Raw genomic sequence first — 24208 nt, 5'->3', positions numbered from 1 at the left:
CAGAATGAAAAAACGTTCTGCATTCTGACCTCTGCATTCTGCATCCGAATCGCCCGTTCCCTTTCCATTTCGACTGATCCCGACACGCAAGCAAACCCATGCTAACGCTTCTCATCATCGGCGCGTCCTTTATCGGCGTGGCTTGCCTTGTGGGCGGCGTCGCGAGCATCGCGTTCCGCTCCGAAGGGGGCAGCGCGGTCGAAGATCGCTTGGATATGCTCGCGGGACTTTCGAATCCCGCGCAAGCCAAGAAAAAGGACGAGATCAATCTCCTCACGAACCCGCTGGGAGAGACCAACCCGTTCGAAGAATGGCTGGCGAAAAGCTTTAATCTGCGACTGTTCTTGCAACAAGCCGATACCAAGGTCTCGCCGGCGAAGCTCGCGCTGATGTGTGCCGGTCTCGCCGGCGCCGGCGTACTGCTGCCCATCATGGCTCGCCTGCCGATGGTCTTCGCGCCGCTCGGTTTGCTGCTCGGACCAATCCCGTTCCTGTACTTTTATATGAAGCGCGGTCGGCGGCTCGGAAAGTTTGCCAAGCAATTGCCGGAAGCACTTGAATTGATCTCCCGCGCCCTCCGCGCCGGTCACTCGCTCGCTGCCGGTTTCAAGCTGTGCGCTGACGAAATGGGTTCGCCGATCGGCGACGAATTCAATCGCTGCTACGAAGCACAAAACCTTGGTCAACCGCTCGAAGATGCTATCGAGGAAATGACCGATCGCGTGCCGAACCTCGACTTGCGGTTCTTTGCAACCGCGGTGATTCTGCAACGGCAAACGGGTGGTGACCTCGCCGAAATTCTCGACAAGATCGGCCACCTTGTTCGCGAACGCTACAAGATTTACGGCATGATTCAGTCCCTCACGGGCGAAGGCCGGTTGTCGGGCGCGGTGTTGCTCGGCTTGCCGCCGGTGCTCGCCATCGTCATGTGGCGGCTCAATCCCGGTTACTTGTCGATGCTCTTCACCGACCCGATGGGCCATCAAATGCTGGCGGCCGGCGTCGTGCTGCAGATCCTCGGCGCGCTCGTCATCCGTAAGATTATCAATATCAAAGTTTAAGCACGGCTCACTTGCCACCAACACTGCGTACCCGCAGCCACAAACTCACTCGGTACTACGATGAACGCTATTCTCACCAATCATTGGCTCGTCCAGCTCGCTGCGTTCGGTCTGATCGCTTGCATCACCTGGCTGGCCATCGAATGGCTTTCGGGGAGCAACAGCCGGGCCGAGCAACGGCTCGAGGACTTTCGTGATCCGGCTGGGCGAAAGAAGCGGGCCGACGGCATTACCAAGGGAGACAATCTCTCGCGGATGCTCGAAGCCGCGTCGCCGGCGCTCGCCAAACCGCTGGCGCCGAAGACTGAAGCCGAACGAAATAAACTGAAAGAAAAACTCTCGTACGCCGGCTTTCGTAGTGAAGGCGCGCCGATGGTTTTTCAAGCCTCGAAATTCCTACTGCTGCTGATCGGGTTGTTCATCGGCGGCGGTGCATCGATTTTTGTTTACGGCCTGACGCAAGCCGCGCTGTTTCGCATTGTGATGATCGCCGGCCTCAGCTTCTACTTGCCGGAGCTGGTCATCATGTACATGGCCAAGAAACGAAAAGAATCGATCTTCCTCGGCTTGCCCGATGCGCTCGACCTGATGGTGGTGTGCGTCGAAGCCGGCCTCGGTCTCGACCAGGCAATGCGTAAAGTCGCTGAAGAAATGAAGAAGTGCTATCGCAACATCGCCAACGAATTCGGCCTGTGCAACATGCAGTTGCAGATGGGCCGCGTTCGCTCGCAAGTGCTGCAAGAACTCGGTTCGCGCAGCGGTGTCGACGATCTGAAATCGCTCGCCTCGATTCTGATCCAAGCCGACAAGTTCGGCAGTAGCATCGCCCAAGCTCTTCGCGTGCAATCCGAAGCGATGCGTACTCGCCGCGCTCAAATCGCCGAAGAAAAAGCCGCCAAGACGGCGGTAAAATTGATCTTCCCGCTGGTGCTCTTCATCTTCCCGGGCATCTTTGTGATCCTCGTCGGCCCGGCCGCGATCACGATGGTCCGCGAAATGTTCCCGGCGATGAACGGCGGCGGGTCGTAAACGATCTAGCCTGCCTCACAGCTGCTTAACTGCTCGCAACCATCGGCAGCGTCAACCGGCGTGTAATGCCGATGGCTTGCAAGAACGATTCGTCATGGCTGACGACAACCAGCGCGCCGTCGTATGCTCTCAGGCCCGCTTCGACAACTTCGATCGAATCGATATCGAGGTGGTTCGTCGGCTCATCGAGTAGCAATAACGGCGGCGGCGTTTCGCGGCCGAGCACGCAAGCCAAACCGGCCCGCAGTAGTTGGCCGCCACTGAGTGTGCCGGCGATTTGCAGAGCAGCATCGGCGCGAAACATGAATCGCGCGAGAGACGCGCGGCAGGCATTTTCATCGGCAACGGGATTCAAGCGGCGGAAGTTGTCGCGGATCGATTGCTGGGGATCAAGCAGACTTACCTGCTGATCGAGCAATGCGAAATCAGTCGCGACACGAATCAGGCCGGCGCTGGGTTCGAGTTTCTTCGTAATGACATTGAGGAGCGTGGTCTTGCCGCAACCGTTTGGGCCGGCGATGGCAACTCGCTCGGGGCCGATCACTTCAAACGACAGGTTTTGCAGGATCGGCTGCTCCGGATCATAACCGGCCGAAAGCGATTCCAACTTGAGAATGATCTTGCTGGCAGGCAAATTCGTGGGCGGCAGCTCCACTGCAAAGGGCTGCAGGATTTCGATTCGGCTACGGGCCGTCGCAGCAGCATTGGCGGCCTGCTCGCGCAGTTTTTCGCCCAGTCGTTCGTTCCCCGCCGCCGTTTTTTCGGCGTTTTGTTTCAAACCGCCGATCATGATCTTTGGAATTCCACCGCGCTTTCCTGCTTTGCGGCCGGTGGCGGCGCGGCGCGATTGGCGTTCGCGAGTCGCCTGCGTGTCGCGAGCCACGGCGGCCATTTTCTTCTCCGCATCGGCCAGGTCGCGCTCGGCCGCGGCTAGTTCGAGTTGCTTCTGCTCTCGATAGGTGCTCCAGTTTCCGCCGTACTCCTTCGCGCCGAGCGAAGTGAGTTCAACGATCGACTCCATCGTTTCCAGCAACTCACGATCGTGACTGACGACGATGGCGCCGCCCCGCCACGCGGCCAGCATGTCGATCACCGCGCGACGCCCTTCGCGATCGAGATTATTCGTCGGTTCATCGAGCAACAGAAAGTCAGTATCTGCAAACAGCAGCGCGGCGAGACTCGCACGAGTTCGTTGCCCGCCTGACAATGTCGCCAGTCGAGTTTGCGGAGTCGTCTGCAGGCCGACGCGATTCAGTGCTTCGGCCAGGCGAGCTTCGAGCGTCCAATCGGCATCGGCGAGTTCTTGTTCACTGGCCTCGCCACTTTCGACGCAATCGAGAAGCCGCAAACCTGCTGTCAAACCAAATAAATCGGCGATCGTTTTCGCAGGGTCAACCTGCACGACCTGCCGCAACACGCCAAGCGTGCCAGCGACGGCGACTCGACCGCGAGTGGGCGTGAGTTCGCCGGCGATCAGTTTGAGCAGCGTAGTCTTCCCCACGCCATTGCGGCCGACGAGTCCCGTTTTTCGCGCGGCGAAACGCAGGTTCAGATCAGCAAGCAGCGGCTGACCGGCAGGCGTGGACCAGGCGAGATCAAACAGTTGAATGGAAGCGGCCATGCTGGAATTTCCTCACGCGACAGTGTGAATTGCAGAACACGGTGTCGAGTTTGGATTGCCATTGCGAGCGATCGCCTCCGGTGCCAAAAAGGTGGGCCTGAGCTAGTGACACGCCAATCGTCAGAAGGTTCGCGAGAAATAATGCCGCGGTTCATTTCGATGGGTCAATTGAAGTTTCAGCAAAATCGTCTACGGCCGACTGCGGAAATGCGAATGAAGATGGCGAAGTCATCGTTGTCCCGCCAAAGAGCGAGAGTTAGTCTGCCAGCACACACGCAGCAAACTGGCGCAGTTAAACTGAAATTCGGTTGGCGTGGTGCCGGCCATCACGTTTTGCTCGAAGGACGAGGTCATGCCGAAATTGATGGTGGAAAATGTTGGCGAGTTCGAAGTGCCGCACGGTAAGCGGTTGGTTTTGGCGATTGCGCAGGATGCGGGAGTCGATCAACTGCATGCTTGCGGCGGAAATGCACGGTGTACGACCTGCCGCATTGAGTTCGTCCAAGGCGAGCCGGATCGGATGACTGTTGCTGAGCGCGACTTGCTCAAGGCGCGCGGGCTTTCGGGAATCCGGCTGAGTTGTCAGATCAATTGCGATGAGGACATGACGGTACGCGTCATCAGCCGTTTGGCAGGAAGCGGGCGAAAGGATGCGGGGCACATTCCGGCTGCCGAAATCCAGCCGCCGCCTGATTGGACGACCAAATAACTTCCGCGTTCTCGTGTGAGTTGAAGCCTCGGATGTGCTGCGATATCAGCCGCGTCATCTGAGGCTCACGGCTCGATTACAACGGTGAACACTGGACTCGAAAAACTTCCTATCCAAGGCCCATCTTTGCGGTCGGCTAGGTATGTGCTTTGATAGTCTAACTGCACGCGGTACTCACCGGGCTTGGCAAAGTCGCCCAGTTTCCCGATCTCCAGCATCCGGCGATAAGGCGCCATCGCGCTGAACTCCACCGTCTTCCATGCGCGATCTCCTTTGAGTCCGGCGATCAACGCGTTTTGCTTTTCTTCTCGAAAGCCGGGCAGCCCTTTGCTCCTGGCCGCGGAGTCTTCGTCGCGAATCCGGCTCATGGCCGCGACAATCCCCGGTGACTTGTAGGACCGCTCACCTTGAAACTCCCAGCGCAAGCCCCAGGCAGCCAAATTCGCCGGATGGTCAATGAGCTTTTCGACGATTGGCATTTTGTCGTTTCGTAGGTCCTGCAGAAAGCGAATGGTGATTGGAACAGCTAACACCTCGCCAGTGCGAAACGTAAATCGCTCCGCGCCGGTGCTCAGATCAATCGCTGGAGTGGATGCCCCATAAATGAAGTCGTAATCGAAATAGTTGCGCAGGGTTGCACAGAAAATATAAAGAGGGTTATTAGAACTACTTGTCGAGTAGGGGCGACCGAATGAAACTTTTTCTCGGCGCTCGGGGTGCCAATGCCACGAAATCGTTGACTTCCATTCGTAATTCTCATCGTCTGCCTGCTCAACGTAGCCGCGAATGCAATGGGTTTCGACACAAATCAGTCCAGGATGATCCGGGTCGGGAAATAATCCGTGAACCCGACCAGAGAGGTTGCCGCTGATGTCGCGCCAGGTTTTTCCAAGATCGCGCGAAACCGCGATGCTGGGCTGGCGATTTATCTGCTCGGCGTTCGTCACCGCGAACAGCGATCCATTCTCAAGCATTGCCACCGGACCATATTCGCCACCCTCGGAAAGGAGTTGCCATGTCTGCCCCGCATCCGTCGAACCATAGATGCCTGCACGTTGTCCCTCAGTCAGCTTATGCCAGCGAGGAGAGTAATAAAGAATCTGCTCCGAGTCCGTTGGAACTACTCCAAACTTCCCGCCAATCGGCATCTGTGCGGGCAGTGTTCGCTTCTGCCACTTTTTCTCTTCTAAATTGCTCCAAAAGATTCCTGCGCTGCTGGTGACCAGCACGTCTGTTTTGCGGCGCAGGACTTCATCCAAGCGAACATCGAGTTCGTCCACTTTCGGTGGTTCGGCAAGCACGCTCGACGTGCTGACCAGCAACAGGAAGAAGGAGACTTTGGCGATTTGCGTCCGTATGATCTGGCACATGGCACAATCTTAGCCGCACATCAAATCATTGGACGATGCCAAAAGTTTGGGAATAACTGTTAAGCCTAACTTAGCTCGATCGAGACTGGCGTGACAATGCCGCTCGCTAAGTCATAAACCCCACCAGCCACATGCAACTGCTGATGGCGCACCAATCTTCGAATTACTGGTGAAGACTCGGCAATCAGTATCGCCTGATTGCGGACATTCTCTTCAATCGCCCTCGACAAGTCGTTCTTCGCGACCTTGACCGCAGGCCGGATGTGCTGAAACAGGCCGCTAATTTGGCCAGGAACTTCCTCGCCTTGAATGGTGGCCGTTACCGCGCCACAGTTCGTGTGTCCAAGCACATAGAGCACCTGCGCGCCGAGGATGTGCGTAGCGAACTCCAAGCTCCCGATGATTTCGCTGCTAGCGACATTGCCCGCGATGCGAGTGACGAACAAGTCGCCAAAGCCCTGATCAAAAATGATTTCAATCGGCACGCGCGAATCAGCGCAGCCTAAAAACGCAGCGAACGGCGATTGCCGCGTCGCCACTTCCCGCACTCGCAATATGTCGCGGTTCCCGGCGAGTGCCCTCTCGGCAGCGAAGCGTCGGTTGCCTTCGTAAATTCGTTCGAGCGCGGCCAGGGGAGACTCTGGACAAGAATGCGCCGGCGGAATGCACATGTCGGCTACGGCAGTTTCAAAGTTCGGGCGAGTATTGGGCTGCTTAGGCTTCATGATGTTTCGACTGTCAACCGGGATCGAGTGCTGGCGGCAACGGATTGAGATTACACGGATTGTGCACTATGATTCACGAATTGTATTTCGTTATTTTGTATTCGGCCGTCTCGGAATTGACAAGGACAGGCATGAAGAAGACCAGGCGAAATGCGCTAAATACTGCTTCACTTCCAGCAGCGGCGCCACCATGGACGTTTCTGACCAAACACACGCATGTGCTTTGGTGCATCTATCAGGAACCAGAAATCCGCCTGCGAGATGTGGCGGAACGTGTGGGAATCACAGAGCGCATGGTCCAAAAAATCGTGGCCGAACTGGTGCTCTGTGGATACCTGCGAATTGAAAAAAACGGGCGGAGAAATGTGTACCAATTGCAGGTCGACCAACCTCTTCGCCACGCGCTCGAGTCGCATTGTACGGTGGGCCAGATCCTCGAATTGCTACATCGTTCCAAGCGGCGCGCGCGAACTTAGCGTCGGTTTGCCGTGCTTTCGAATTCGCGAACCAGAGTAACGACCGCTTTCTCAGGGGATCACGCGGCCACTCGAAGTTGACGCTAGGAAACTGTTGCTAATGCAACCCCGGCAGTTCGTCGTCATGAACCAGCATCAACACACTCAGGGTGTTTTCGCCGGACGCGACGTAGATGAACCGATCGTCGGAACTTGCAGCAGCCGCAGTGGGAGAGGCAAAGCCCAAAGAAACAGCGGGGGTTGAAACCAGCACCTGCAACACCGCGAGTTCGCCACTCGGTTTTCGACAGATTTCAGCAAGCGAGTGTCCCGATTCGCTAACCACAAGCAGCCGCTCGCTTTTGCTGCAGCAGGTCACTTGCATCGCCCCCTTCAACCTGTCATCTGCCAGAATTCGCTCGAAACTCAGTTCCCCCGAATCACGGTCGCGCTTCCACACTCCCACTGAACCGCGCGCAGAAACGACGAACAGGAGCTTTCCATCAGGCTGAATTGTCAAGTCGGTCGCACCACTCAACCCATGCTCAGGATGGGAAGGTTCGCTACCGCGCAGCTCGCGATCGCGGGTGACTTGGGCGACGGCCAGCTTTGCGTTGCGGTCGCGCTTTAGCACTACCAGCAACCCAGCACTTGAAACGACATAGATATGCCCTGCCTCGCGATCACCGGTTAAATCCCACTTCACATCGCGCAGATCGGCTTGCTTAGGAAGGTGATCGCTGAGACGAATTCGGTCCAGCACCGAAATCTTGCCAGTATCCAGATCACGCCGCAGCTCCAGTAAGACACCGGAACGTGTCACCACCAAGATTTCGCTACCATCGCCGCCAACCACCAACGCTTGAGTTTCGCGCAATTCCTCAAACTGCCCATTGGATAGCGAATCCGGCTTCCAGCCCCCCACTCTCAAGTTCTGCTTAAAGCAAACGATGCTGCCGCTCTTGGAACTCACCACGTAGAGAAAGTTGCCGTTGCCACTCAAGGCCATGGCCAAGGGAGCAGACAGTCCAGCGACTGCCTTCGCTCCGGCCAATTTGGGTTCGGCCTGTTCGTCTTGGTACGTTTGATATCTCTTGACGATGCCTCCGCGCTGCGAGCGATTGAAAAACGACAGCGTGCTGGTCCCGTCCTCCAGAACAAACAGCTCTGTCTGCTTGCTGCCAAACAGAATCTGATGCCGTCCTAAGTTTTTGACTGTCTCGGTGACTCGATGATTGTCGTAGACCTTCAACAAGCGAGGCTGCAGTTCGTCGCTCACTGGCGGAGCAGGCGGCGTCACTTTCTTCGTGAGCCATTCATACGCTCGCTTCGAGCGCAGGCTGGTAACCCATTTGCCGCCAGGTCCGAAGAGCACCTGCGTATCGCCGATCAGCACCAAGTCGACGCTGGCACCTTCTTTGGTCGCGATTTGCAGATGCCAAAAGCTCGCCGCTCCCGATTCCCCAGAACGTTCAACAGCCCGCTCGCTAAGATCCAGCAGCTTGACGAACTCGCCAACTTCCTCCGCCGTTTTCAGCACGCAAGCGTGCGGAGCATCAGTGCTAATCAGGTTGCAACGAATCTCTTTGGCAGAAGCCAACGCGGCAGTCAATGTCGCCGTGTTGGGGTCTGCGCACATCATCACCGCACACAGAAGTAGACATACAGGAAGCATACGGAGTCACCCTCAGGAGAATCCAATCACTCTACTGCAGCCGAATCTGCCCCTTGAACGTGCAAAGTTCGAGGGCACCGAGGCACCGTTAGCAGTATGTCCAACGACTAGCCGCATCAGCAATTACGTTAGCATACAACGATCCTTCTTTCCCATCCCGCAGCGACTTCTTCCTGAGCGGCCGCGCGGGAGCGAGTTGCTCAGGGGCAAGCCGTATCCATCGGGTCTGGAGGCTTTGCACTGAAGATCATCTCAGAGTAGATAGGCCTGACGAGCCTCGCTCGCGACTGCTCACGTACGGCTGCCTTACCAGATCGGATAGCAAAAAAAGATTCGTCGGCCAGCAATACCAAGGAAACTGTGGTGCTGGGAGTTTTTCGATTTTGGGGCTTGATAGTCGGTGTGGGATAAACCCAAAAACCTACTTGAGATTCTGACCCATCTGACAACTGTACTTTTGCAAAAATCCTCCCTGGTCGGAACTCTCCTACTAACCGCGCTCTCTTCTTGGCCGATTTTTTGGCACGCAACTTCTGCTGTTAACCGCCGGGTCATCCCCTTGCGCGAAGGGATTTTGATAACTAGCTAGAGAAGCTAGGAAAGATCGAATCGAGATTCGAAGTCGAGCTATGTTTTAGATGGCCACCGCTCACCTGCGCTGTGCAAAAAAGATGAGATTTCTTGGATACACAGCGGCTTTCCTAGTTTAACACGATGGTCAACGTTTTTCAGTCTCTCTGGCTCGTGATCGCCGGCGCTACGCAGAAAGAGCTGGCCCGCCAGGTGAAGTACCTGAAGGTCGAGAACGAGATCCTACGTTCGAGGTTGCCGCAACGCATCTCCGCACCGTTGATCAGCCGGTCAAGCTGATCGGGCTGACTACTGTCGCCACACAAGAGGCGATGATTGCCAAGGGTCCAGAGATTACCAGCCTGCGTCACCGCCGCGTCAGGCGGCGCGGGCACTTCGTCCGGATCGCAGAGACCTTCAGCTGCTTCGGCGCCCATCCACTTCTGTAACTCGTCTGGTTCGAACCCGAGCAGACCGAGGTCGTAGTTCATCGCCTTGAGATCGGCGAGTTCGATCGGGAGCAGTTGCTTGTCCCACTCGGCGATGGTCGCTGTCTGATTATCAGCGATGCGGTAGGCCTTGATCTGCTCGGGCGTAAGATCAGTGGCGACGTGAATCGGCACCTGGTCGAACCCGAGTTGTTTCGCTGCCTTCCAGCGCGTGTGCCCGACGATGATCACACCGTCCGAATCGACAACGATGGGCTGTCGCCAGCCGAACTCCTTCAGCGAGACAGCGACTGCGGCGACGGCGTCTTTGTTGACGCGTGGGTTGTTTGGGTACGGTTTGACCCGGTCGATGGGCCAGGTTTCGATTTGCATGACGGAGCATCCGCACAGTTACTGTGCTGGTTGCTCCGAGATGCGGAGTGCGGCCCGGGTAGCCCAGGCGGCGGATAGGCTGACCAGAAAACTAGCCTATCGCTGTGATGTTGAGATTATAGCGAATCGCCCTCGAACTGAAAATGAATTTAGCTCTCGGTAGGTCGGGTTAGTGCTTGTAGATCTTGTGCTGCGGACGGCCCGATAGAATCTGTTCTTTTCCCCAGGTCGTCACTTCCTTAAATGCCGCGCTATGGATGAAGGTCACGAACGCCTGCTCATCCGACCATTCGCTCGTGATGAGGTAAGAGGCGTCGTCGCTAACATCTTTCCACAGCGTGGAGTTCGTGTGCCCCTCTGCCTTTCGCAACGCGTCGAGCACGGCGGCGAACTTATTCTCGAAGTCCGATTGCTTGCCGGGGAGCACGTGGTAGTTCATGCCAACGGTGATCATTTTCTGTTCCTGAGTTCTGGGTGATTCGTGTTAAGAGTGTGCATCGTAGCAGTTTGCTTTTCCTACTGGGCTCGCACATCGCTGGTGCCGATGACCACGAGCACACTGACGCACCCCTTAAATCGCCGCCGTCCTGCTGCTCTGACGGTTGTTGTGCCCGAAACGGCGCGACAGCTGCACTATCGGTGCGTGACGCGATTTAAGAACAACCGGAGAAAGAGAACCAGTCATGGCGAAAACATCGGAAATCCGCGAGCACATGGAAGTGATTGCCTCATGCGGAAAACATGTTGGCGTAGTCGATCAAGTTGATGGAGACAGGATCAAGTTGACTAAAAACGATCCGGAAGCCAGCAAAGAACACCACTACATTCCGGTCGGATGGGTGGGGCGAGTAGATCGCCAAGTTCATTTAACTAAGAACTCGGAAGATGTCTTTGAGAACTGGCAGCACGAACCAGTGATTTCTTAGTCCGTTCACGCAGCGACAGCCGCAAGATGGTCGTGCCCGTGCCGGTCAACTGGATACGGGAACTTCCGTTTTCTGAGAGCTAATGATGCGGAGTGCGGCCCGGAAAGCCCAGGCGGTGGATTGACGGACCAGAGAACTCGTCGACCATTGCGCTGACCTTTTATGGTATTACCTATCTGAAGCTATTGTCATTCCTACCGAAGAGTCGATCGCGCGGTGGATTCCTCTATCCGTACTGCAATCAGCTCATGGCCGACGACGGTTCGCTCCCTGAGCAGCTATTTTGCTAGGCTAGGTGCTCTGCTGCATCGCGTGCCTGAACTACCACGTCAAACAATGCACCCGCAGGTGCCTCTACCAGGATACGCCCGCGTCGTCCCTTACGCCCGACAAACCGAATTCGAACTTCGACGCCATCGACGCTTAGGACACGAGTTTCTCCTTCCGAGTACCAGTCGATGATCTGACAAGTCGGTTGTTTGGCTGGCGCTTCGGGTTTCGGTTCCATGTGCGTGTGTGGTCCCGTTCAAGCATTCATTAGCAGGATTTCGATACGCAGCGCGATTGCCGGATCATCGCTTCGGAAAATCATGGCCAAACGCTGTTATCAATTTCGCCGCGCCGGACCGGCTATATTCTTGGTGTCCGCAGCGGTGTCGAGAAACCGGCAGTCGCTATGGACGGCAGTACCCATTCTGTATGCGACGGAACTCGAGTAGCAAGTGACATTCGAGAAATGGCAGCGAATTATTACGCAACTAGAACTTGAAACCGAATTCGCTCAAAGCCGCAGCTGTCTTGTTTTCCATAGCGATTCACGTATAGCGGAGCACTGTCCGAAGCTAACAGAATACACCTCCTTCGACTCATCGCTGCTGAATCGCTCGGGATCCCAAGTTCTCGGAATGGAGACCACTGCGGCGGCCTCTGGCCTCAGCAAGTGAAACAGAACCTGCCCGACCTTTTGCATCTTGCTCCCGAGCGATGCGACAAAAACACCGTAGTCTAAGCGTCGCTTTCGAAATATGTTCTCGAGCACCTCTAGTGTCTCCCGATAATCGAAAGTACTCACCAAACACTGCCGATGGGCCCTCTCCATTAATCCATGGTGGTACTCACGCTGCGCATCAAGCCTCCAGCGGTTCTCCACAAGGTGAGGAATACCGAAAATCCACTGCACTCGACTTGGGGCAAGCTCCTGAAGTACAGCGCTCGATCTCGTGTAAGCAAATGACGGAAACATAATCAGATACGCAGGCCTCGCATCTGCATTCTGCCCTGGTATTCGCCTTAACACCTCCACACTTTCAACTCCAAGAGTTAGGAATTCGGGGGGTTCAAGTGTGTGCAAACGACGCTCTTCAGCATTCTCCAAATACTCGTTAAAATAAGGACGATATTGGGAAGCTTCGCTGTAAACGACAGTCACCGATGCGGAGCTTGAAAATAACGCGTGCAAACCTTCGAGTAGCAGCCGTGAACTTCCAACTGTAATGTCAACAACTATATGCGTAGCAGGATCACGGACATCAATGCCTTGAGAAAGCAGTTCATTCAAGATCGCAGTTCCGAAATCTCTCTCTAAAAGGTGATCGTCATGCTCAAGAATGGATGGTTCGTTTCCACCTAACACCGTCCGCATATGGCCAAGCAGCCTGTCCTTGTACTTACCATTTGGCAACCGCGTCTTACTGTTGCAGTAGCAGACACACACCCCCTTTGATGCACGCCAATTTCCGTTGGCCAGGACCTCAGTGGCAGCGTAGCATCGCGGCTCAAAACCAGCTATGGCAACCAAACAGCTAATTGCCTTGCTAGGTGGACACTCGTTGAGACGCTGCGGCTGGGGCAGTGTTCGAATCAATTGAGGGAACGACTTCTCAAATTGGTCAGTCATTGGTTAGACCTTGACTCAAAAAGCCGAATGTTTGCTGTGGGCGATCTGAAGTTGAAGTGCTTTCCAAAACACCGCCCACGAAAGCCTCGGCACGACGCTTAGGGTCGTTGCAGAAGGCTTCCCACTTTTGCCGAGAAATTGTCCAGCTCTCACTGTTGGTTAACGACATTCGAAACACAGGACAAAAAATCCGCCGCAAGAGCACTCTGCTTGAGAGAGTATTTCTCCTCGACCGACCTTCTTCGGCGTCGATAAAGATGCAATATCGTTGCAATAATTTCCAGATCCTGCCGCTGTCACTTTCAGGATCGACATTACCCGCCTCATCCAGCTCGATCCGAAGCACTTGATAAGGATCTTTGCGATTTGGACCGCGGTCGATACCTGGGTGTTCCTGAAGAAGCTGCCGCGCCATATTTCCAAAAGCGTCAACAATCGCGAACAGTCGCTCGCCAAATACAGGGATTCCTTTTATCTTCGAGATGTACTGTCGCGAATATCCCTCAATGACTGAACTTTGCTGCTGTGGTGTGATACGGCCTTCCGTATCAGACTTAACACCACATTCTTCATACATACGGTTAAGCAACTCTAGAATGTTGCTTACGTCGCCTGTGCAGAGATCGCAGATGGTATCCCAGCCGTGATATTCAGCCACGAAGCCCTCATCTTCCACTTCTCGCTGAACCATCCGGTCCACGAGTTCCTGCGGTCCTGGTTTCTTGGCTCGCTTCTTCTCCCTGCGGATTTCCGCTTCGCGTTTCAAAGTTCGCGCAAGCGTTCCACCAGCATATTTTGAATTGCCGATCACTGTGTCGACGCGGCCGGAATAGTTACAAAGCCGCAATCGATTATCGACGATTTCTTTCAGGAACGACTTTTGGTCGATTGTCGGAAGGTTTACACAGTACTCTGTGCCAAGATTCCATTCTTTATAATCACGATCCTGAGTGAGAAAATTGCCGTAAGTTTCGTCGAGCGCCACTCCGAATACTTCGGATGAAATCTTGCACTTGTAGGAAGAATTCGGCACGAAGAGAATGTGGTTTAGAGCGCGTTGCGCCTCCTTTGGAACCTTTCCTTCCGTGTAGTCATCGACAAACAAATAGAGAGTCTTTCCGAGGAAAGCGCCGATACTCTTTGTGGCAAATGCAGCTAAGTCAGCTATAAAACCTTGGGAAGTTAAGCCCTCGATATCTTGGTCATTCCACAGCGCCATCCGGCATCGACTGACCTCTCTCGTAACTATTGCTTCGATCGCGCCGATTTCTGGAGAAGCGTCGGGCGGGACTGCATTAAGCAGCATAGTATGCGATCTGATGAACTCGCGGAGCGCGGACGTTTCGGCTTCGAGGAGGTTTCCATTGATATTGCACACACCCAGTGTTGTTACAAATTCTCTCAGAATGACCAAGTGTAAATAGTGCCGGATGTCATCCTGTCGACGGGTCAACAGTTCTGGATCAATTGCGCTGAAGCGTTGCCGAAACTCCCTGTTACATGAAATGTAGAGACCGACATATGTCCGACTAATTGCGTCTTCAAACAGCTTCGCGTCCGATAAGCATTTGAATGACATCGACCTAAACACAGTCGTCTTGCCTGAACCCCGGGGGCCGATTACGAGCAAATGCGAGCTTGCCTCCATTTGAGCTCGCCAAGGAAACGACTTGGCCGATAGGCTGTAGAGAAGGCTGTTGTCCATGACCTCCTCGGCATTCCCAAAGTCGAAAGGGTGTTTCAGCACTTGCTGGAGACTGCCGAGGCTAAAAAAACTAGCGAATCTCTCTTCAAGGTCGTGTGCATCGTCTGGACGCCGCATCGGATCATCGTCCGACATAAACGCAAGAAGTGATTCACACGCAAGAAGGATGCGGTCCTCCTGGGATGTACGCACTGGCGTGTATTGCTGAATCGCATTCGCAATTGCGGCAATGTGCGACGCCAAATTCCTAATGTCGTCTCTCGACTTTTTCGTGACACCGCGCGCCTTTACCGATCCGAAGTCAATGAGTATCGGGCGCCTTGGGCTGCGGTCAATTAGGATGACGTTTCCAGCGTGCAAGTCATCGTGCATAAGTTTGCACGCTTGCATTGTGGCAAGGGCTGACAACATCTCGCTGGTGTAGTTATACAGAAACGTCGCGTTCAAGGACTCCGGAGAGGTTCTGAGAATGCCCTCAAGTGTGCTTCCTTTCACAAATTCTTCTATAAAGTAGACGAGCCGATGAAGTACTCCATCGCAGACAAAGTCAAAGTAATCGCAATGGTGGATTTGCGGAAAATGGTCTCGATCCGCGAGCGCTAACTCAGCCATCGAGTCGACTTCAGGAAGAAACGTCTTATCAGTGTATTCTTCTGCAATTGTCAATTTTAGCGCGTACGGAGTTTTTGGTCCGTGCGTTTGACGAACTCGAAAGGTGATGCCCTTGTAACCGTGGCCCAACACGCATTCAATTTCGTATCCTGCGATGTTTGGTGGTCGCGTGTCCGGATTCCGTAGCGTTTCTCGAAGCTGCTTCGGCATCATTCGGCGATGGTCCCCGATTGATGCGAAAACTGGTGAATCATTCAGGGGATGGCGACCGTCGATGCTTGTTCGAAATCCGTGGAGGCCCGCGCGACGCCGATCCCTTGCTGCATTGTCTGCAGATATATATACGATCACTCGCTCGCCATTGTCCGCGTGTGAGTCGTACCAGTGCGATCCTTCGTCGTTATCTAGAATGCAATCCAACGTATAGCCAGCAAACTTCTGCCCAACTTGGCTTTCGTAGAATTGCTCAGAAGTCACTTTCGTCGCCCCCTAAGGAGATCCCGGAACCGGCGTGTCGTCGGATATGCGAAGACGAGTTTCGGGGATTGAGAATTATGGTGCGAGTTACCGACCTTTGCATAGCCTGCAGTCACGCCAATTTGCTGCCAATTTGCGGCGCGATAACAAGTTCCCAGAAAACGTTCTGAGTCGACGAAGGTCTCAAGGAGCGCTGGCGTGATGGCGTACTGTTCGGCCCAGTCGCGAACAGCGAGGTTACTGCAAGCTGCGATTACCCAAGATGCGAGATTCGGAACTTTTATCCAGGGAAGAATCAGAAAGCGGGAATTATTGATCACTAAGTGACGATTTCGCATTCGCTGGCTTGCGTTCCATCCGATCCACGAATCTCTCGAACTTTGAGCCCACGCACAGTCGCCCCATCCTAAGCATGCGATCGGAGCCCCTTCGTATGTTGCGATGTACTTGAGTTGTCGCCCAACAATTCGTGACGAGTGTAGATAGTGGTGCTCGTCGACGAGGGAATTCCACGTTGGAGCAAGTGGGTGCCCTTTTGAGTCTACTCGAACGATTGTGATTTTGCTGAATGTGACAGTAGTGATTACGTCATTCGAGGTTGCTCCAGTGGTCTCAAGCGAATATTGCAGCCATTTAGCGCCGCCCCACTTCTGGGCCGGCAAAGAGATCACGCCCAGCGAATCAAGCTTCCGCAGAACTTCTCGACAAGCCATGTCCTTGAGCAGGCCGTTACGCTGTCTCCATCGAAGATTACGGCACACTCGCTCCGAGATTCGAGTTCGACCTTCAACGGAGTAGCGATTGACTATTCCGACAATATTTTCAATTTGCTTCGGCGTGAAGAAACGTCCACGTGCGCGAAAGCCCTGAGTGCGAACGCGGTTGGCGAGAGACTTGCTTTTAGTCAGCTTCTTAGGCTGAAGCGAATCATGGACCACGGCATTTGGTTGCGAAGAATGAGGGCGGAAGCGAGCGGACCAGTCCTTGTCCCTGTGAGCACCATCCATCACTTGTAATTCATTGAATCCTAGCGCCATCACTTCCCGTCTACAAGTCGTGCGAGCGACGTGTGAGTCCATTAGCGGACAAGTTTGAGTAATTTTGCCCATAGAATCAGAACAATCGTCGTAGCCTATTGCACGCCGATGGCTCGCTCCCAGGTTGTCAATCGTTCACCGCACTTCAGACACTGGCGCCGGCGGACTAGCTTCCCCCCGCGAGCCGCACGAGTGTAGACAACGCGGAATTTTCGACTGTCGCATTGATGACACTTGAGGCCTCGATCAGTAGCCACCTTCGTGTTCTTTCGTTTGAGATTCATTTGAGCATAATCCCTTATGTAGGCGACAAACGACCAACCTCCGCGAACCGCCGCGGAGGCTCCCATGCAACCAAACTCCTTCCCGCGCAGGCGCGCGCCCGAGCGCGCGCGATTGCAGTGCTAACCTCCGCGGCGGTTCGCGGCGGTTGTTTTTTGACCACGTGCCCCCATCTTTTGCAGGCTTCGCAAATTGTTGGTTTGGCGGTCATTTTAGTACGATCCCATCGTAAAAGCGTCGATCATCGGTTCCTCGCCGCAATTTGATTCCAGAGAACGCAGCGGTAAGATCTTTGCAAAACGACTGCTTCGTCCCGATGTGCTGGCGTCCCTGGCCCTCGCACCAGTCCTTCCAGGCGATGTAAAGGCAATCGATCGTCTCTCGACGGCCGTGCCCAAGCAGACATTCCTCGCGGACAAACGCTGAAACTGGCGACGAAAGGTCCTCCATCTCCTGCACGAGTTCCTGGGCACTGCGCGGCAACACGAAGTAGCCACGGCTGTGCAGGCGGTGCCAGCCTTCGATTGACCAGTTCAGAATGCCGGGAAGCTCCCCGAGCAACTTACCGGTGAGCCCGACATCTTCTTTGCCGAAGAAGCTCTGGGTCAGCCGTAAGATCAGGAAACGACCGACCAGAGCGTTACTGGCATCCGTGAACCGCGGAAGTTCATTCGTAAGAAACATGAACCTTGTCGGCAGCTTCATCTCCACGTTGGTCAAATGCTTCCGTGGAATCGAGATCGGATCCTCGCCGCTGATGCACAGCAGCCGTTCTGCCACCGTGGCTATCTTGTCGCCGTGAAAGCGTGCGTCACTGACGATGGCCAAAGTCTTGCCGACCAGCGGCTGTAGTCCGAACTGCTCGGCGAGACTCGAAGTAGTAGGCCCACAGACGTTTCCCGCGCCGATAAGCTGCCGAAGAACCCGCGCCAGCGTGCCTTTACCACTCCGCTTCGGGCCGACCATCAGCATCATTTTCTGCTGCGACGTATCACCCGTCAGACAATAACCAAACCATTCCTGCAGCAGATCGAGCGATTCAATGTCACCATCGAACAACTCGTGAAGGAATTGGTGCCAGGCTGCCGGCGGAGGCGCATTGGGAACCGGATCGAACTCGAGTGCATTAACCGTAAAGAACTTTGGCGTCGCCGGGTAATGTATGCCCGTGGGCAGATGCAGCAGCGTTGAACGGCAAGGCAAGATGTCTTTAGCGTCGACACCAGATGGTGCGCTGTGGATCCACGACGGCGATTCAACTGAAATTGGAAGGTGACCGAAGCTCGACAATCATGCCCGCAGATTTGCTGCGAAATTTCTTGGTAGCGACCGGGCTGGTCACCCGATAGACAAAATGCGAACGGAGCTTACTCTCCCTGCCAAACACTGCCGGCGTTGGTGGCAAGAAGTCTGCAGCCAGCTCGACGGCCCGCTTATGATCGAGATCGACATCGATGATCCAGCCAGACGGTTCGCCGAGTAACGCACCAATATTCTGCGGTGCACCATTGAAATGCTGGTCGGCCGTATCGAGCGTGATCCGCAATTGTTGCCAACCGTCGAGGCCCGGATTCTTGCCGCGATACGGGACCGGAATTACGGCGTAGCCGCGGCGCAAGTAGCCTGTCGCTGCATCAAGAGGTGACATGGCTCACCTCTTGATCGCAGAAAGTCCTTCGATCCGCTTCACACTGAACTTCCCACGTCCGAATTCCCTCCGGACGAAGCCCGCGAAAAGCCGATTCAGATCGCTGCCAACGTCATTGCTGACATCGACCACGCACGTACGGCCGGCTACATCCAGCGAATATGTCGCGTTGAGATGCACGCCCGTTTCGCCGTGCAAACTCTCGCAGCCCAGAACCGCGAGAAGAATTGAGGCCTGGACCTCTTCCATCGGCACATCATTGCCGAAATCATACCGGAACGCATTTCCGCTCATCGAACGCCCTGCTGAAATGGTGAATGAAAACTCTGTCTAAGTTTCCACTACCCGGTCAGGCGAAAAGATGACGGAAGAATTTCTGAAAAACTGTCAGGCCCCTGTATTCAGCTGATGTTCCCGCATCTTGGAACGTAAACGGCTTACTCGGTCCTGAAGTGTCGAGCGAGGCAACTTTGCGTTACGAACGATCTCGGCAATCGAAATGATGCCAAGCTGTACGCACAACTCCTGTTCTTCGGGCCTCAGGTTGGCGATCGTGTCCTTAATGTCGATCGTTTTCTGCCAGTGCCACCAATTCTGCGATTGGCCGTGGACCGTATCGTCACGCAACGAATGCGAAAGTTCTGCACCGTCCAACTCTGAACTGGGCGAATGAATCGACAAGGTCCTGCGATTACGGCACTGCGATTTTCGGGCGCGCACTTGATTGGCGATGGACTGATCGACAATCTGCTTGATGAAAAAGAGGACAGGCAATTCGCCCACATCGCGAGCTTTTTCGAAACGCTCGATGAGTCGGATGTACGCTTCCTGCTCGATATCAGGCTGGTCGCTGCACTTGAAACCGGCGGTGCCCACCAGCCGCCGGGCCTTCATCTGAATGAAAGGTCGAGCTAAGTCGCAGAGGGTGTCAGCAGAATCGATAGCCGCCAGGGATGTGTCGTAAAGATCATTCAGCACGGTCATCCTAACCCTCTCCCCAGTGAATCCGTCTTACTTGCACGGATTATAGCAGACACATTTGGCGAGTCACTCAGAATGCGGATTTGCGCCTATCTGTGAGATTCCGAAAAATCCTCCGTCAATTCGAAGACGATCCGGGTAGTGGGTAAACGGAGGTGCATCGCAACCTCCTGAGTTAAGCGATTTTCACACGGAGGCCTCATGCTCTTCCTCGACCTACCCCACGAACTGACGCCCGATCAGCGTCTGCAAATCATCGCCGCCATCTTAGCCCGCGGCGTCCTGCGCCTCCCCGAACTCGATCTCATCGACAATCCGGAAGAATCCTGACCGGACCGCTTGATTGATGTGCCCGGCAGAGCGTCACTGTGTCATCGGTTAACGGTCGGAGAGGTTCCGCCGGGCCTGAATTCAGAAGGAGACTACTTATATGGTGCGTGGAATCGAGCCGAGCTCGCGGCACTACCGCTGCTTACGGTCGGCCAGCTGAGAGAGCGGTTCGTCGAGGTGTTCGGGGAACCGACAAACAGCCGGCACAAAGATTGGTTGGTGAAGAGAATCGCATGGCGGATCCAAGCGAACGCATTCGGCGGTTTGTCGGAACGTGCGCTGGCTCGGGCGAAGGAACTCGCCAACGAAGCCGACCTGCGGATCATGGCGCCGAAGCAATCGAAGCCGTCACCCGGCACGACGACTAAGATCGTGAAGCTGAACGGCGACAACCGTATCCCGCCACCGGGATCGGTCATCACGCGGAAGTACAAGGACAAGGTGTTGCTGGTCACGGTGCTAGGCGACGGATTCGAATATGAAAGTCAGAAGTACACCTCGCTCTCAGCAATCGCCAAGGTCGTAACCGGGCAGCATTGGAACGGCGTCGTCTTCTTTGGCCTGGGTAAGGGAGCGAAGAAATGAAGAAGGTACAAACCAGAACCAAACCACCGACCATCATCTGCGGCATCTACACCCGCAAGAGCACCGAGGAAGGGCTCGAACAGGAGTTCAACACGCTCGATGCCCAACGTGAAGGTGGCGAAGCGTTTATCAAGAGCCAGCAGCACGAAGGCTGGGTCTGCTCGCCCGAGCGATATGACGACGGCGGATTCACTGGCGGCAACATGGACCGCCCCGCGCTTAAGAAGCTGATGGCAGACATCGAATCAGGGAAGATTAACTGCGTGTGCGTTTACAAAGTCGACCGGTTGAGTCGCAGCTTGCTCGACTTTGCCCGCATGATGGAAGTTTTCGACAAGCACAACGTGGCCTTTGTTTCCGTCACCCAGCAGTTCAACACCGCAACCTCGATGGGTCGACTCGTGTTAAACGTGCTTCTCTCCTTCGCCCAGTTCGAGCGCGAGATGATCTCGGAACGGACGCGTGACAAGATTGCTGCGGCGCGACGGAAGGGGAAATGGGTTGGTGGAATGCCGCTACTCGGATTCGATGTCGAGAACTCGAAGCTTGTGCCGAATCCCGCCGAAGTCGAAATGATCCGTGAGATCTTCGGCCTGTACGCTGAGCAACAAGCGATGACGAAGGTAGCTCGCCAATTGAACGAGCGCGGCTGGCGCACGAAGTCCTGGACCACGAAGAAGGGGCGCACGATCGGCGGCCTCCCGTTCACGAAAGGGCGATTGTGGCAGTTGCTGACGAACCCCGCTTACATCGGCAAGGTGAAGTACAAGGACGAGGTCCATCCCGGCGAGCACAAAGGGATCGTCGACGAAGTGCTGTTCCTGAAAGTGCAGGCGGCGCTGACGCGGGGTAAGCAAGACGGCGGTGCTGGGAACCGAAACCGCCACGGCGCGCTGCTGCGTGGCCTACTCCGCTGCAGTTGCTGCGACTCGCCGATGCACCACGTGTACACGAAGAAAGGACCGAAGCAGTACCGGTACTACGTTTGTGCGAAAGCGCAGCGGGATGGCTGGGACACGTGCGCGGCACCGTCTATACCAGCTGGCGAGATCGAAGCCTTCATCGTCGAGCAGCTGAAGGCGCTGGCGGAATCGCCGGAGTTGCTGGCGGCGACGTTGGCCCAGGCCCGTGCGCAACAGACCGTCGAAGTCGACAGTCTGGGTGGCGAACTCCAAAAACTCAATCGCCAGCGGGTATCAGTCGAGCAAGCGGTCCGTCGTTCCCCCGGTGACGGAGCACTCGCCGAGAAACTAGCCGGGATCAAGGACTCGATCCGAGCGACAGAAACCGCCCTGTCGCGCGCCACGGCGGCCACAATCGACGAACCCCGGGTGCGAGCGGGTCTGGCTGACTTTTGCCGCCTATGGCACGCCCTATCCACTCGCGAGCAAGTGCGTGTGATCGAGCTCTTGGTCGAAACGGTCGCACACGACGGGCGTGACGGCACATTGGCGATTTCATTTCGGTCCGTTGGCATCAACGAGGAGGCGATGGCATGAAGGTGAAAGTGCAGTTCAAACGGGTAGCGAAGGGGAAGAAGAAGCTTGCGCCTGCGCAGGAGTCCAAGCCGGTCGTTCGTGTTCCCCGCATCGCCAAGCTGATGGCGTTGGCGATTCACTTCGACGAGTTAATACGCGAGGGGAAGGTCCGGGACCAAGCGGAGATCGCGGAGCTGGGACACGTGAGCAGGCCTCGTCTCACTCAGATCATGAACCTGTTGGCGCTTGCGCCAAACCTCCAAGAACAAATACTCACAAAGCCCGGCGCTATCAATGAGCGGCAACTTCGACCCCTCGCCGCAATATCTTGCTGGAAAGAACAGCAACGATTGTGGTTACGCCTAATCTCAACCTAACTTCGGCATCGTCTTTGCAGCCGAAGCCGCCGAAAGGAGCAATGCCATGACCGATGAAACGCCAGTTCCTGAGCGGATGTACAACGCGATTCAAGAAGGCGACTCGCGAACGTTCAAGTCCTTGTTCGAACAGCACCCCGACCAGCGCCAGTTTCCTGATGGCCGAAGCATGTGGTTCTCCGACGCTGCTTCTGCCGGGAATCTGGACGTCATCAAGTTTCTGATTAGTACCGGCGTCGACATCAACGAGCCAGCCAATAGCGATTCGGTGGCGAGCCCAGAAGGTGTGGTCTATCGCGCGGCAAGCGACGGACATCTTGAAGTTGTGAAGTGGATGCTTGCTCATGGGGCAAAGATCAACTTCGATGTCCGTGGCCAAACACGCTGCTACGCACTGATTCATGCAGCGCGAGAGGGAAATCTGCCGATGGTTCAATTTCTCTTGGAGAAAGGTGCGGCGATCAACTCATGTTGGGCCGAAATGACGCCTCTCGACCATGCGATCGATAGCGGCAGCGACGAAGTAGTCCAGTTTCTTCGCTCGAATGGAGCTAAGCAGGCGAACGAGCTCTAATGCGTAGCCGGATTACCGAGCGATTTTCCAGGACGAAAATAGGCTACCCGCCCGTGTCCGTCGACGTCCGAAGTCGTTTATTGTGAATGGGTTGCAATCTGCTGCCGTCCGCCCGCTTTTGCCCGTTTCCAGGAATTTGGCGGAGAATTGGAGGAGTTGAAATCGCCGAACTTTCGCGGTGTTAATCGAAAATGTGGGTGATGGCGGTTTCGCCTGCGATGCTCGTTCGACCTTCGCCACGCCCGCGTTCTTCCAAGGGCGGCAAGAGAGGGGAATCAGGGTCACGACAGAAAGTCCAATCCCACCAATTTCGTCTTCCCATTACAATTCGCAACGCAGGTCCATCATGCGAGAATTAGCTAGTGCAACGTGAATCGGAATATTGTGAATGGTTGAATCGGTCGCGACCAGCACACCTATTGCGAAGGCTTGGCTTTTGTGGACGGTGACCACTGCCCAGCGCATCACGCTTGGTGCCTAAGCTCGTCAGACGAAGTTCAAGACTATACTTGGCCGGCTCACGGCGCAGCCTACCTGGGGATTGCATTCCCAACGGCGTTCATTCAGTCATGGCCTGCTGATGAAGAGTATTTGGGTCTTCTGAGACCCGAACACATTCCGCTGTGGTTGGATTTGCTGTAATTCGATTGCCAACTATGTCAACAAAGCAGCCTTATGTCGATCTGTTCTAAAGGCCAGAAGAATCGCTGTGCCCGAACTTCGCCGAACCTGTAGTTGTTGACTACATGGGTTCCTGCGCTGCTGACCGTCACGGACGCTGGTGTGACCATCGCGAAATAACTCGCCACGTACAGCAGCGGCAGAGCCAGCGCGATGATAGCGACGATCAGCGGCGCGCGGGCTTCGCGTTTCATGGTTTGATTGTATCGGTTGTCAGTCGGCGAGGTTTGTTACTTCGGCGGCTTCTTTGGTTGTTTCCGATTTGCGATTGCTTGAATCATCACATCTTCCGATTCGTTTTCCGAATCAGCAGGATCACCATATAGGTGCATCGCGGCACGATAATCATGAATCAGTAAATAGCGATCATAAACCAGAGATAGCTGCAATTCCCGCTCGCGTTCCGTTCGGGTCATAAAGACCTCGCTTTCGTATGTCTACATTTTACGCACTCGGCTCCTGAACCAACTGTCGTCAGCGTCAAGATGGCGGCAAGTTCCGCTGTCCCACCAGCCTAACGGCCATCTGGTTTTCCCCAATTGTGGAGCGTCAGGGGGTGGGACAGTCAGCCGCATAGGGCCA

General features: G+C 55.2%; 26 protein-coding genes. 10 read left to right on the top strand and 16 right to left on the bottom strand.

The genetic code is table 11. The annotated features are described in order from the left end of the window. The first annotated feature begins 98 nt into the window (after positions 1-98). The gene (locus M9Q49_RS09980; protein ID WP_254508584.1) at positions 99-1061 is read left to right on the top strand and encodes a type II secretion system F family protein; all 963 of its coding nucleotides are present in this window, start codon (positions 99-101) and stop codon (positions 1059-1061) included. 60 nt (positions 1062-1121) lie between these two features. Continuing rightward, positions 1122-2090 carry a type II secretion system F family protein gene (locus M9Q49_RS09975; RefSeq protein WP_254508583.1) on the top strand — a complete coding sequence of 323 codons (969 nt, stop codon included), beginning with the start codon at positions 1122-1124 and terminating at the stop codon, positions 2088-2090. A gap of 25 nt (positions 2091-2115) precedes the next feature. Here the strand turns inward: M9Q49_RS09975 and M9Q49_RS09970 are convergent, their stop codons facing one another. Continuing rightward, positions 2116-3711 carry an ABC-F family ATP-binding cassette domain-containing protein gene (locus M9Q49_RS09970; protein WP_254508582.1) on the bottom strand — a complete coding sequence of 532 codons (1596 nt, stop codon included), beginning with the start codon at positions 3709-3711 and terminating at the stop codon, positions 2116-2118. Positions 3712-4063: 352 nt separating this feature from the next. Here M9Q49_RS09970 and M9Q49_RS09965 point away from each other — a divergent pair, with 352 nt between their 5' ends. Continuing rightward, entirely contained in the window at positions 4064-4420 is a 357-nt protein-coding gene (locus tag M9Q49_RS09965) for a 2Fe-2S iron-sulfur cluster-binding protein (RefSeq protein ID WP_254508581.1), read from the top strand. Between the two features lie 65 nt (positions 4421-4485). On the opposite strand, the gene M9Q49_RS09960 is transcribed toward M9Q49_RS09965, so the two are convergent. Both M9Q49_RS09960 and M9Q49_RS09955 read right to left on the bottom strand, forming a co-directional pair. Further along, positions 4486-5790 carry a WD40/YVTN/BNR-like repeat-containing protein gene (locus M9Q49_RS09960; RefSeq protein WP_254508580.1) on the bottom strand — a complete coding sequence of 435 codons (1305 nt, stop codon included), beginning with the start codon at positions 5788-5790 and terminating at the stop codon, positions 4486-4488. Positions 5791-5855: 65 nt separating this feature from the next. After that, a complete protein-coding gene (locus M9Q49_RS09955; protein WP_254508579.1) occupies positions 5856-6515 on the bottom strand; it encodes a carbonic anhydrase in 660 nt (219 codons plus the stop codon). A 68-nt stretch (positions 6516-6583) separates the two neighbouring features. Between M9Q49_RS09955 and M9Q49_RS09950 the strand changes: the two genes are divergently transcribed. Further along, a complete protein-coding gene (locus M9Q49_RS09950; RefSeq protein WP_254508578.1) occupies positions 6584-6991 on the top strand; it encodes a helix-turn-helix transcriptional regulator in 408 nt (135 codons plus the stop codon). Between the two features lie 97 nt (positions 6992-7088). Here M9Q49_RS09950 and M9Q49_RS09945 read toward each other — a convergent pair whose 3' ends face one another. The 3 genes from M9Q49_RS09945 to M9Q49_RS09935 all read right to left on the bottom strand — a co-directional run bounded on the left by M9Q49_RS09945 (position 7089) and on the right by M9Q49_RS09935 (position 10490). Then, positions 7089-8249, bottom strand: a complete 1161-nt coding sequence (locus M9Q49_RS09945) for a lactonase family protein (protein ID WP_254508577.1) — start codon at positions 8247-8249, stop codon at positions 7089-7091. 1124 nt (positions 8250-9373) lie between these two features. Beyond that, on the bottom strand, positions 9374-10036 hold the full coding sequence (locus M9Q49_RS09940) for a ParB N-terminal domain-containing protein (protein ID WP_254508576.1): 663 nt from the start codon (positions 10034-10036) through the stop codon (positions 9374-9376). A 169-nt stretch (positions 10037-10205) separates the two neighbouring features. Continuing rightward, complete coding sequence (locus tag M9Q49_RS09935; protein ID WP_254508575.1) at positions 10206-10490, bottom strand: antibiotic biosynthesis monooxygenase family protein; 285 nt, start codon at positions 10488-10490, stop codon at positions 10206-10208. A gap of 229 nt (positions 10491-10719) precedes the next feature. Here M9Q49_RS09935 and M9Q49_RS09930 point away from each other — a divergent pair, with 229 nt between their 5' ends. Continuing rightward, the gene (locus M9Q49_RS09930) at positions 10720-10962 is read left to right on the top strand and encodes a DUF2171 domain-containing protein (protein WP_254508574.1); all 243 of its coding nucleotides are present in this window, start codon (positions 10720-10722) and stop codon (positions 10960-10962) included. A gap of 781 nt (positions 10963-11743) precedes the next feature. Here M9Q49_RS09930 and M9Q49_RS09925 read toward each other — a convergent pair. The 8 genes from M9Q49_RS09925 to M9Q49_RS09900 form a co-directional block, all read right to left on the bottom strand. Next, a complete protein-coding gene (locus M9Q49_RS09925) occupies positions 11744-12859 on the bottom strand; it encodes a hypothetical protein (RefSeq protein WP_254508573.1) in 1116 nt (371 codons plus the stop codon). Next, on the bottom strand, positions 12852-15653 hold the full coding sequence (locus M9Q49_RS09920; protein ID WP_254508572.1) for an ORC-CDC6 family AAA ATPase: 2802 nt from the start codon (positions 15651-15653) through the stop codon (positions 12852-12854). Before M9Q49_RS09920 ends, M9Q49_RS09925 begins: the two co-directional genes overlap by 8 nt. Beyond that, entirely contained in the window at positions 15650-16366 is a 717-nt protein-coding gene (locus tag M9Q49_RS35975) for a Druantia anti-phage system protein DruA (protein WP_390844808.1), read from the bottom strand. The genes M9Q49_RS09920 and M9Q49_RS35975 overlap by 4 nt, the downstream gene beginning before the upstream one ends. A 419-nt stretch (positions 16367-16785) precedes the next feature. Further along, entirely contained in the window at positions 16786-16974 is a 189-nt protein-coding gene (locus tag M9Q49_RS35970; protein WP_390843717.1) for an NrdR family transcriptional regulator, read from the bottom strand. Positions 16975-17179: 205 nt separating this feature from the next. After that, on the bottom strand, positions 17180-18262 hold the full coding sequence (locus M9Q49_RS09915) for a DNA primase family protein (protein ID WP_254508571.1): 1083 nt from the start codon (positions 18260-18262) through the stop codon (positions 17180-17182). After that, the gene (locus tag M9Q49_RS09910) at positions 18228-18620 is read right to left on the bottom strand and encodes a bifunctional DNA primase/polymerase (protein WP_254508569.1); all 393 of its coding nucleotides are present in this window, start codon (positions 18618-18620) and stop codon (positions 18228-18230) included. The genes M9Q49_RS09915 and M9Q49_RS09910 overlap by 35 nt, the downstream gene beginning before the upstream one ends. Positions 18621-18623: 3 nt before the next feature. Beyond that, the gene (locus M9Q49_RS09905; protein ID WP_254508568.1) at positions 18624-18914 is read right to left on the bottom strand and encodes a hypothetical protein; all 291 of its coding nucleotides are present in this window, start codon (positions 18912-18914) and stop codon (positions 18624-18626) included. 93 nt (positions 18915-19007) lie between these two features. Continuing rightward, positions 19008-19604, bottom strand: coding sequence for a hypothetical protein (locus M9Q49_RS09900; protein WP_254508567.1), 597 nt, complete (start codon positions 19602-19604; stop codon positions 19008-19010). A gap of 198 nt (positions 19605-19802) precedes the next feature. On the opposite strand from M9Q49_RS09900, the gene M9Q49_RS35395 reads away from it, so the two are divergent. From M9Q49_RS35395 to M9Q49_RS09880, 5 genes are read left to right on the top strand one after another with little or no spacing between them, the layout of a single operon-like run. Further along, the gene (locus tag M9Q49_RS35395; protein WP_261365039.1) at positions 19803-19931 is read left to right on the top strand and encodes a hypothetical protein; all 129 of its coding nucleotides are present in this window, start codon (positions 19803-19805) and stop codon (positions 19929-19931) included. Positions 19932-19949: 18 nt separating this feature from the next. Next, a complete protein-coding gene (locus M9Q49_RS09895) occupies positions 19950-20516 on the top strand; it encodes a DUF2924 domain-containing protein (RefSeq protein ID WP_315861197.1) in 567 nt (188 codons plus the stop codon). After that, positions 20513-22015, top strand: coding sequence for a recombinase family protein (locus tag M9Q49_RS09890; RefSeq protein ID WP_254508565.1), 1503 nt, complete (start codon positions 20513-20515; stop codon positions 22013-22015). Before M9Q49_RS09895 ends, M9Q49_RS09890 begins: the two co-directional genes overlap by 4 nt. Beyond that, entirely contained in the window at positions 22012-22371 is a 360-nt protein-coding gene (locus M9Q49_RS09885; RefSeq protein ID WP_254508564.1) for a hypothetical protein, read from the top strand. The genes M9Q49_RS09890 and M9Q49_RS09885 overlap by 4 nt, the downstream gene beginning before the upstream one ends. Positions 22372-22417: 46 nt before the next feature. Further along, positions 22418-22945: an ankyrin repeat domain-containing protein gene (locus M9Q49_RS09880; RefSeq protein WP_254508563.1), complete on the top strand. Its 528-nt coding sequence runs from the start codon at positions 22418-22420 to the stop codon at positions 22943-22945. A 659-nt stretch (positions 22946-23604) separates the two neighbouring features. Here M9Q49_RS09880 and M9Q49_RS09875 read toward each other — a convergent pair. Both M9Q49_RS09875 and M9Q49_RS09870 read right to left on the bottom strand, forming a co-directional pair. After that, on the bottom strand, positions 23605-23820 hold the full coding sequence (locus M9Q49_RS09875; protein ID WP_254508561.1) for a hypothetical protein: 216 nt from the start codon (positions 23818-23820) through the stop codon (positions 23605-23607). Between the two features lie 36 nt (positions 23821-23856). Continuing rightward, on the bottom strand, positions 23857-24042 hold the full coding sequence (locus M9Q49_RS09870; protein WP_254508560.1) for a hypothetical protein: 186 nt from the start codon (positions 24040-24042) through the stop codon (positions 23857-23859). Between the last annotated feature and the right edge of the window lie 166 nt (positions 24043-24208).

Source organism: Anatilimnocola floriformis, assembly GCF_024256385.1.
Lineage (GTDB): Bacteria > Planctomycetota > Planctomycetia > Pirellulales > Pirellulaceae > Anatilimnocola > Anatilimnocola floriformis.
Note: the sequence above shows the minus strand (reverse complement) of the source record. Positions and strands in the feature narration are given on the sequence as shown.

Excerpts from the sequence above, each read along its gene's own strand:
- M9Q49_RS09980 (WP_254508584.1), top strand. The coding sequence starts at position 99 with ATGCTAACGCTTCTCATCATCGGCGCGTCCTTTATCGGCGTGGCTTGC.
- M9Q49_RS09975 (WP_254508583.1), top strand. The coding sequence starts at position 1,122 with ATGAACGCTATTCTCACCAATCATTGGCTCGTCCAGCTCGCTGCGTTC.
- M9Q49_RS09970 (WP_254508582.1), bottom strand. The coding sequence starts at position 3,711 with ATGGCCGCTTCCATTCAACTGTTTGATCTCGCCTGGTCCACGCCTGCC.
- M9Q49_RS09965 (WP_254508581.1), top strand. The coding sequence starts at position 4,064 with ATGCCGAAATTGATGGTGGAAAATGTTGGCGAGTTCGAAGTGCCGCAC.
- M9Q49_RS09960 (WP_254508580.1), bottom strand. The coding sequence starts at position 5,790 with ATGTGCCAGATCATACGGACGCAAATCGCCAAAGTCTCCTTCTTCCTG.
- M9Q49_RS09955 (WP_254508579.1), bottom strand. The coding sequence starts at position 6,515 with ATGAAGCCTAAGCAGCCCAATACTCGCCCGAACTTTGAAACTGCCGTA.
- M9Q49_RS09950 (WP_254508578.1), top strand. The coding sequence starts at position 6,584 with ATGATTCACGAATTGTATTTCGTTATTTTGTATTCGGCCGTCTCGGAA.
- M9Q49_RS09940 (WP_254508576.1), bottom strand. The coding sequence starts at position 10,036 with ATGCAAATCGAAACCTGGCCCATCGACCGGGTCAAACCGTACCCAAAC.
- M9Q49_RS09935 (WP_254508575.1), bottom strand. The coding sequence starts at position 10,490 with ATGATCACCGTTGGCATGAACTACCACGTGCTCCCCGGCAAGCAATCG.
- M9Q49_RS09930 (WP_254508574.1), top strand. The coding sequence starts at position 10,720 with ATGGCGAAAACATCGGAAATCCGCGAGCACATGGAAGTGATTGCCTCA.
- M9Q49_RS09925 (WP_254508573.1), bottom strand. The coding sequence starts at position 12,859 with ATGACTGACCAATTTGAGAAGTCGTTCCCTCAATTGATTCGAACACTG.
- M9Q49_RS35975 (WP_390844808.1), bottom strand. The coding sequence starts at position 16,366 with ATGGCTTGTCGAGAAGTTCTGCGGAAGCTTGATTCGCTGGGCGTGATC.
- M9Q49_RS35970 (WP_390843717.1), bottom strand. The coding sequence starts at position 16,974 with ATGAATCTCAAACGAAAGAACACGAAGGTGGCTACTGATCGAGGCCTC.
- M9Q49_RS09910 (WP_254508569.1), bottom strand. The coding sequence starts at position 18,620 with ATGTCACCTCTTGATGCAGCGACAGGCTACTTGCGCCGCGGCTACGCC.
- M9Q49_RS09905 (WP_254508568.1), bottom strand. The coding sequence starts at position 18,914 with ATGAGCGGAAATGCGTTCCGGTATGATTTCGGCAATGATGTGCCGATG.
- M9Q49_RS09900 (WP_254508567.1), bottom strand. The coding sequence starts at position 19,604 with ATGACCGTGCTGAATGATCTTTACGACACATCCCTGGCGGCTATCGAT.
- M9Q49_RS35395 (WP_261365039.1), top strand. The coding sequence starts at position 19,803 with ATGCTCTTCCTCGACCTACCCCACGAACTGACGCCCGATCAGCGTCTG.
- M9Q49_RS09890 (WP_254508565.1), top strand. The coding sequence starts at position 20,513 with ATGAAGAAGGTACAAACCAGAACCAAACCACCGACCATCATCTGCGGC.
- M9Q49_RS09885 (WP_254508564.1), top strand. The coding sequence starts at position 22,012 with ATGAAGGTGAAAGTGCAGTTCAAACGGGTAGCGAAGGGGAAGAAGAAG.
- M9Q49_RS09880 (WP_254508563.1), top strand. The coding sequence starts at position 22,418 with ATGACCGATGAAACGCCAGTTCCTGAGCGGATGTACAACGCGATTCAA.
- M9Q49_RS09875 (WP_254508561.1), bottom strand. The coding sequence starts at position 23,820 with ATGAAACGCGAAGCCCGCGCGCCGCTGATCGTCGCTATCATCGCGCTG.
- M9Q49_RS09870 (WP_254508560.1), bottom strand. The coding sequence starts at position 24,042 with ATGACCCGAACGGAACGCGAGCGGGAATTGCAGCTATCTCTGGTTTAT.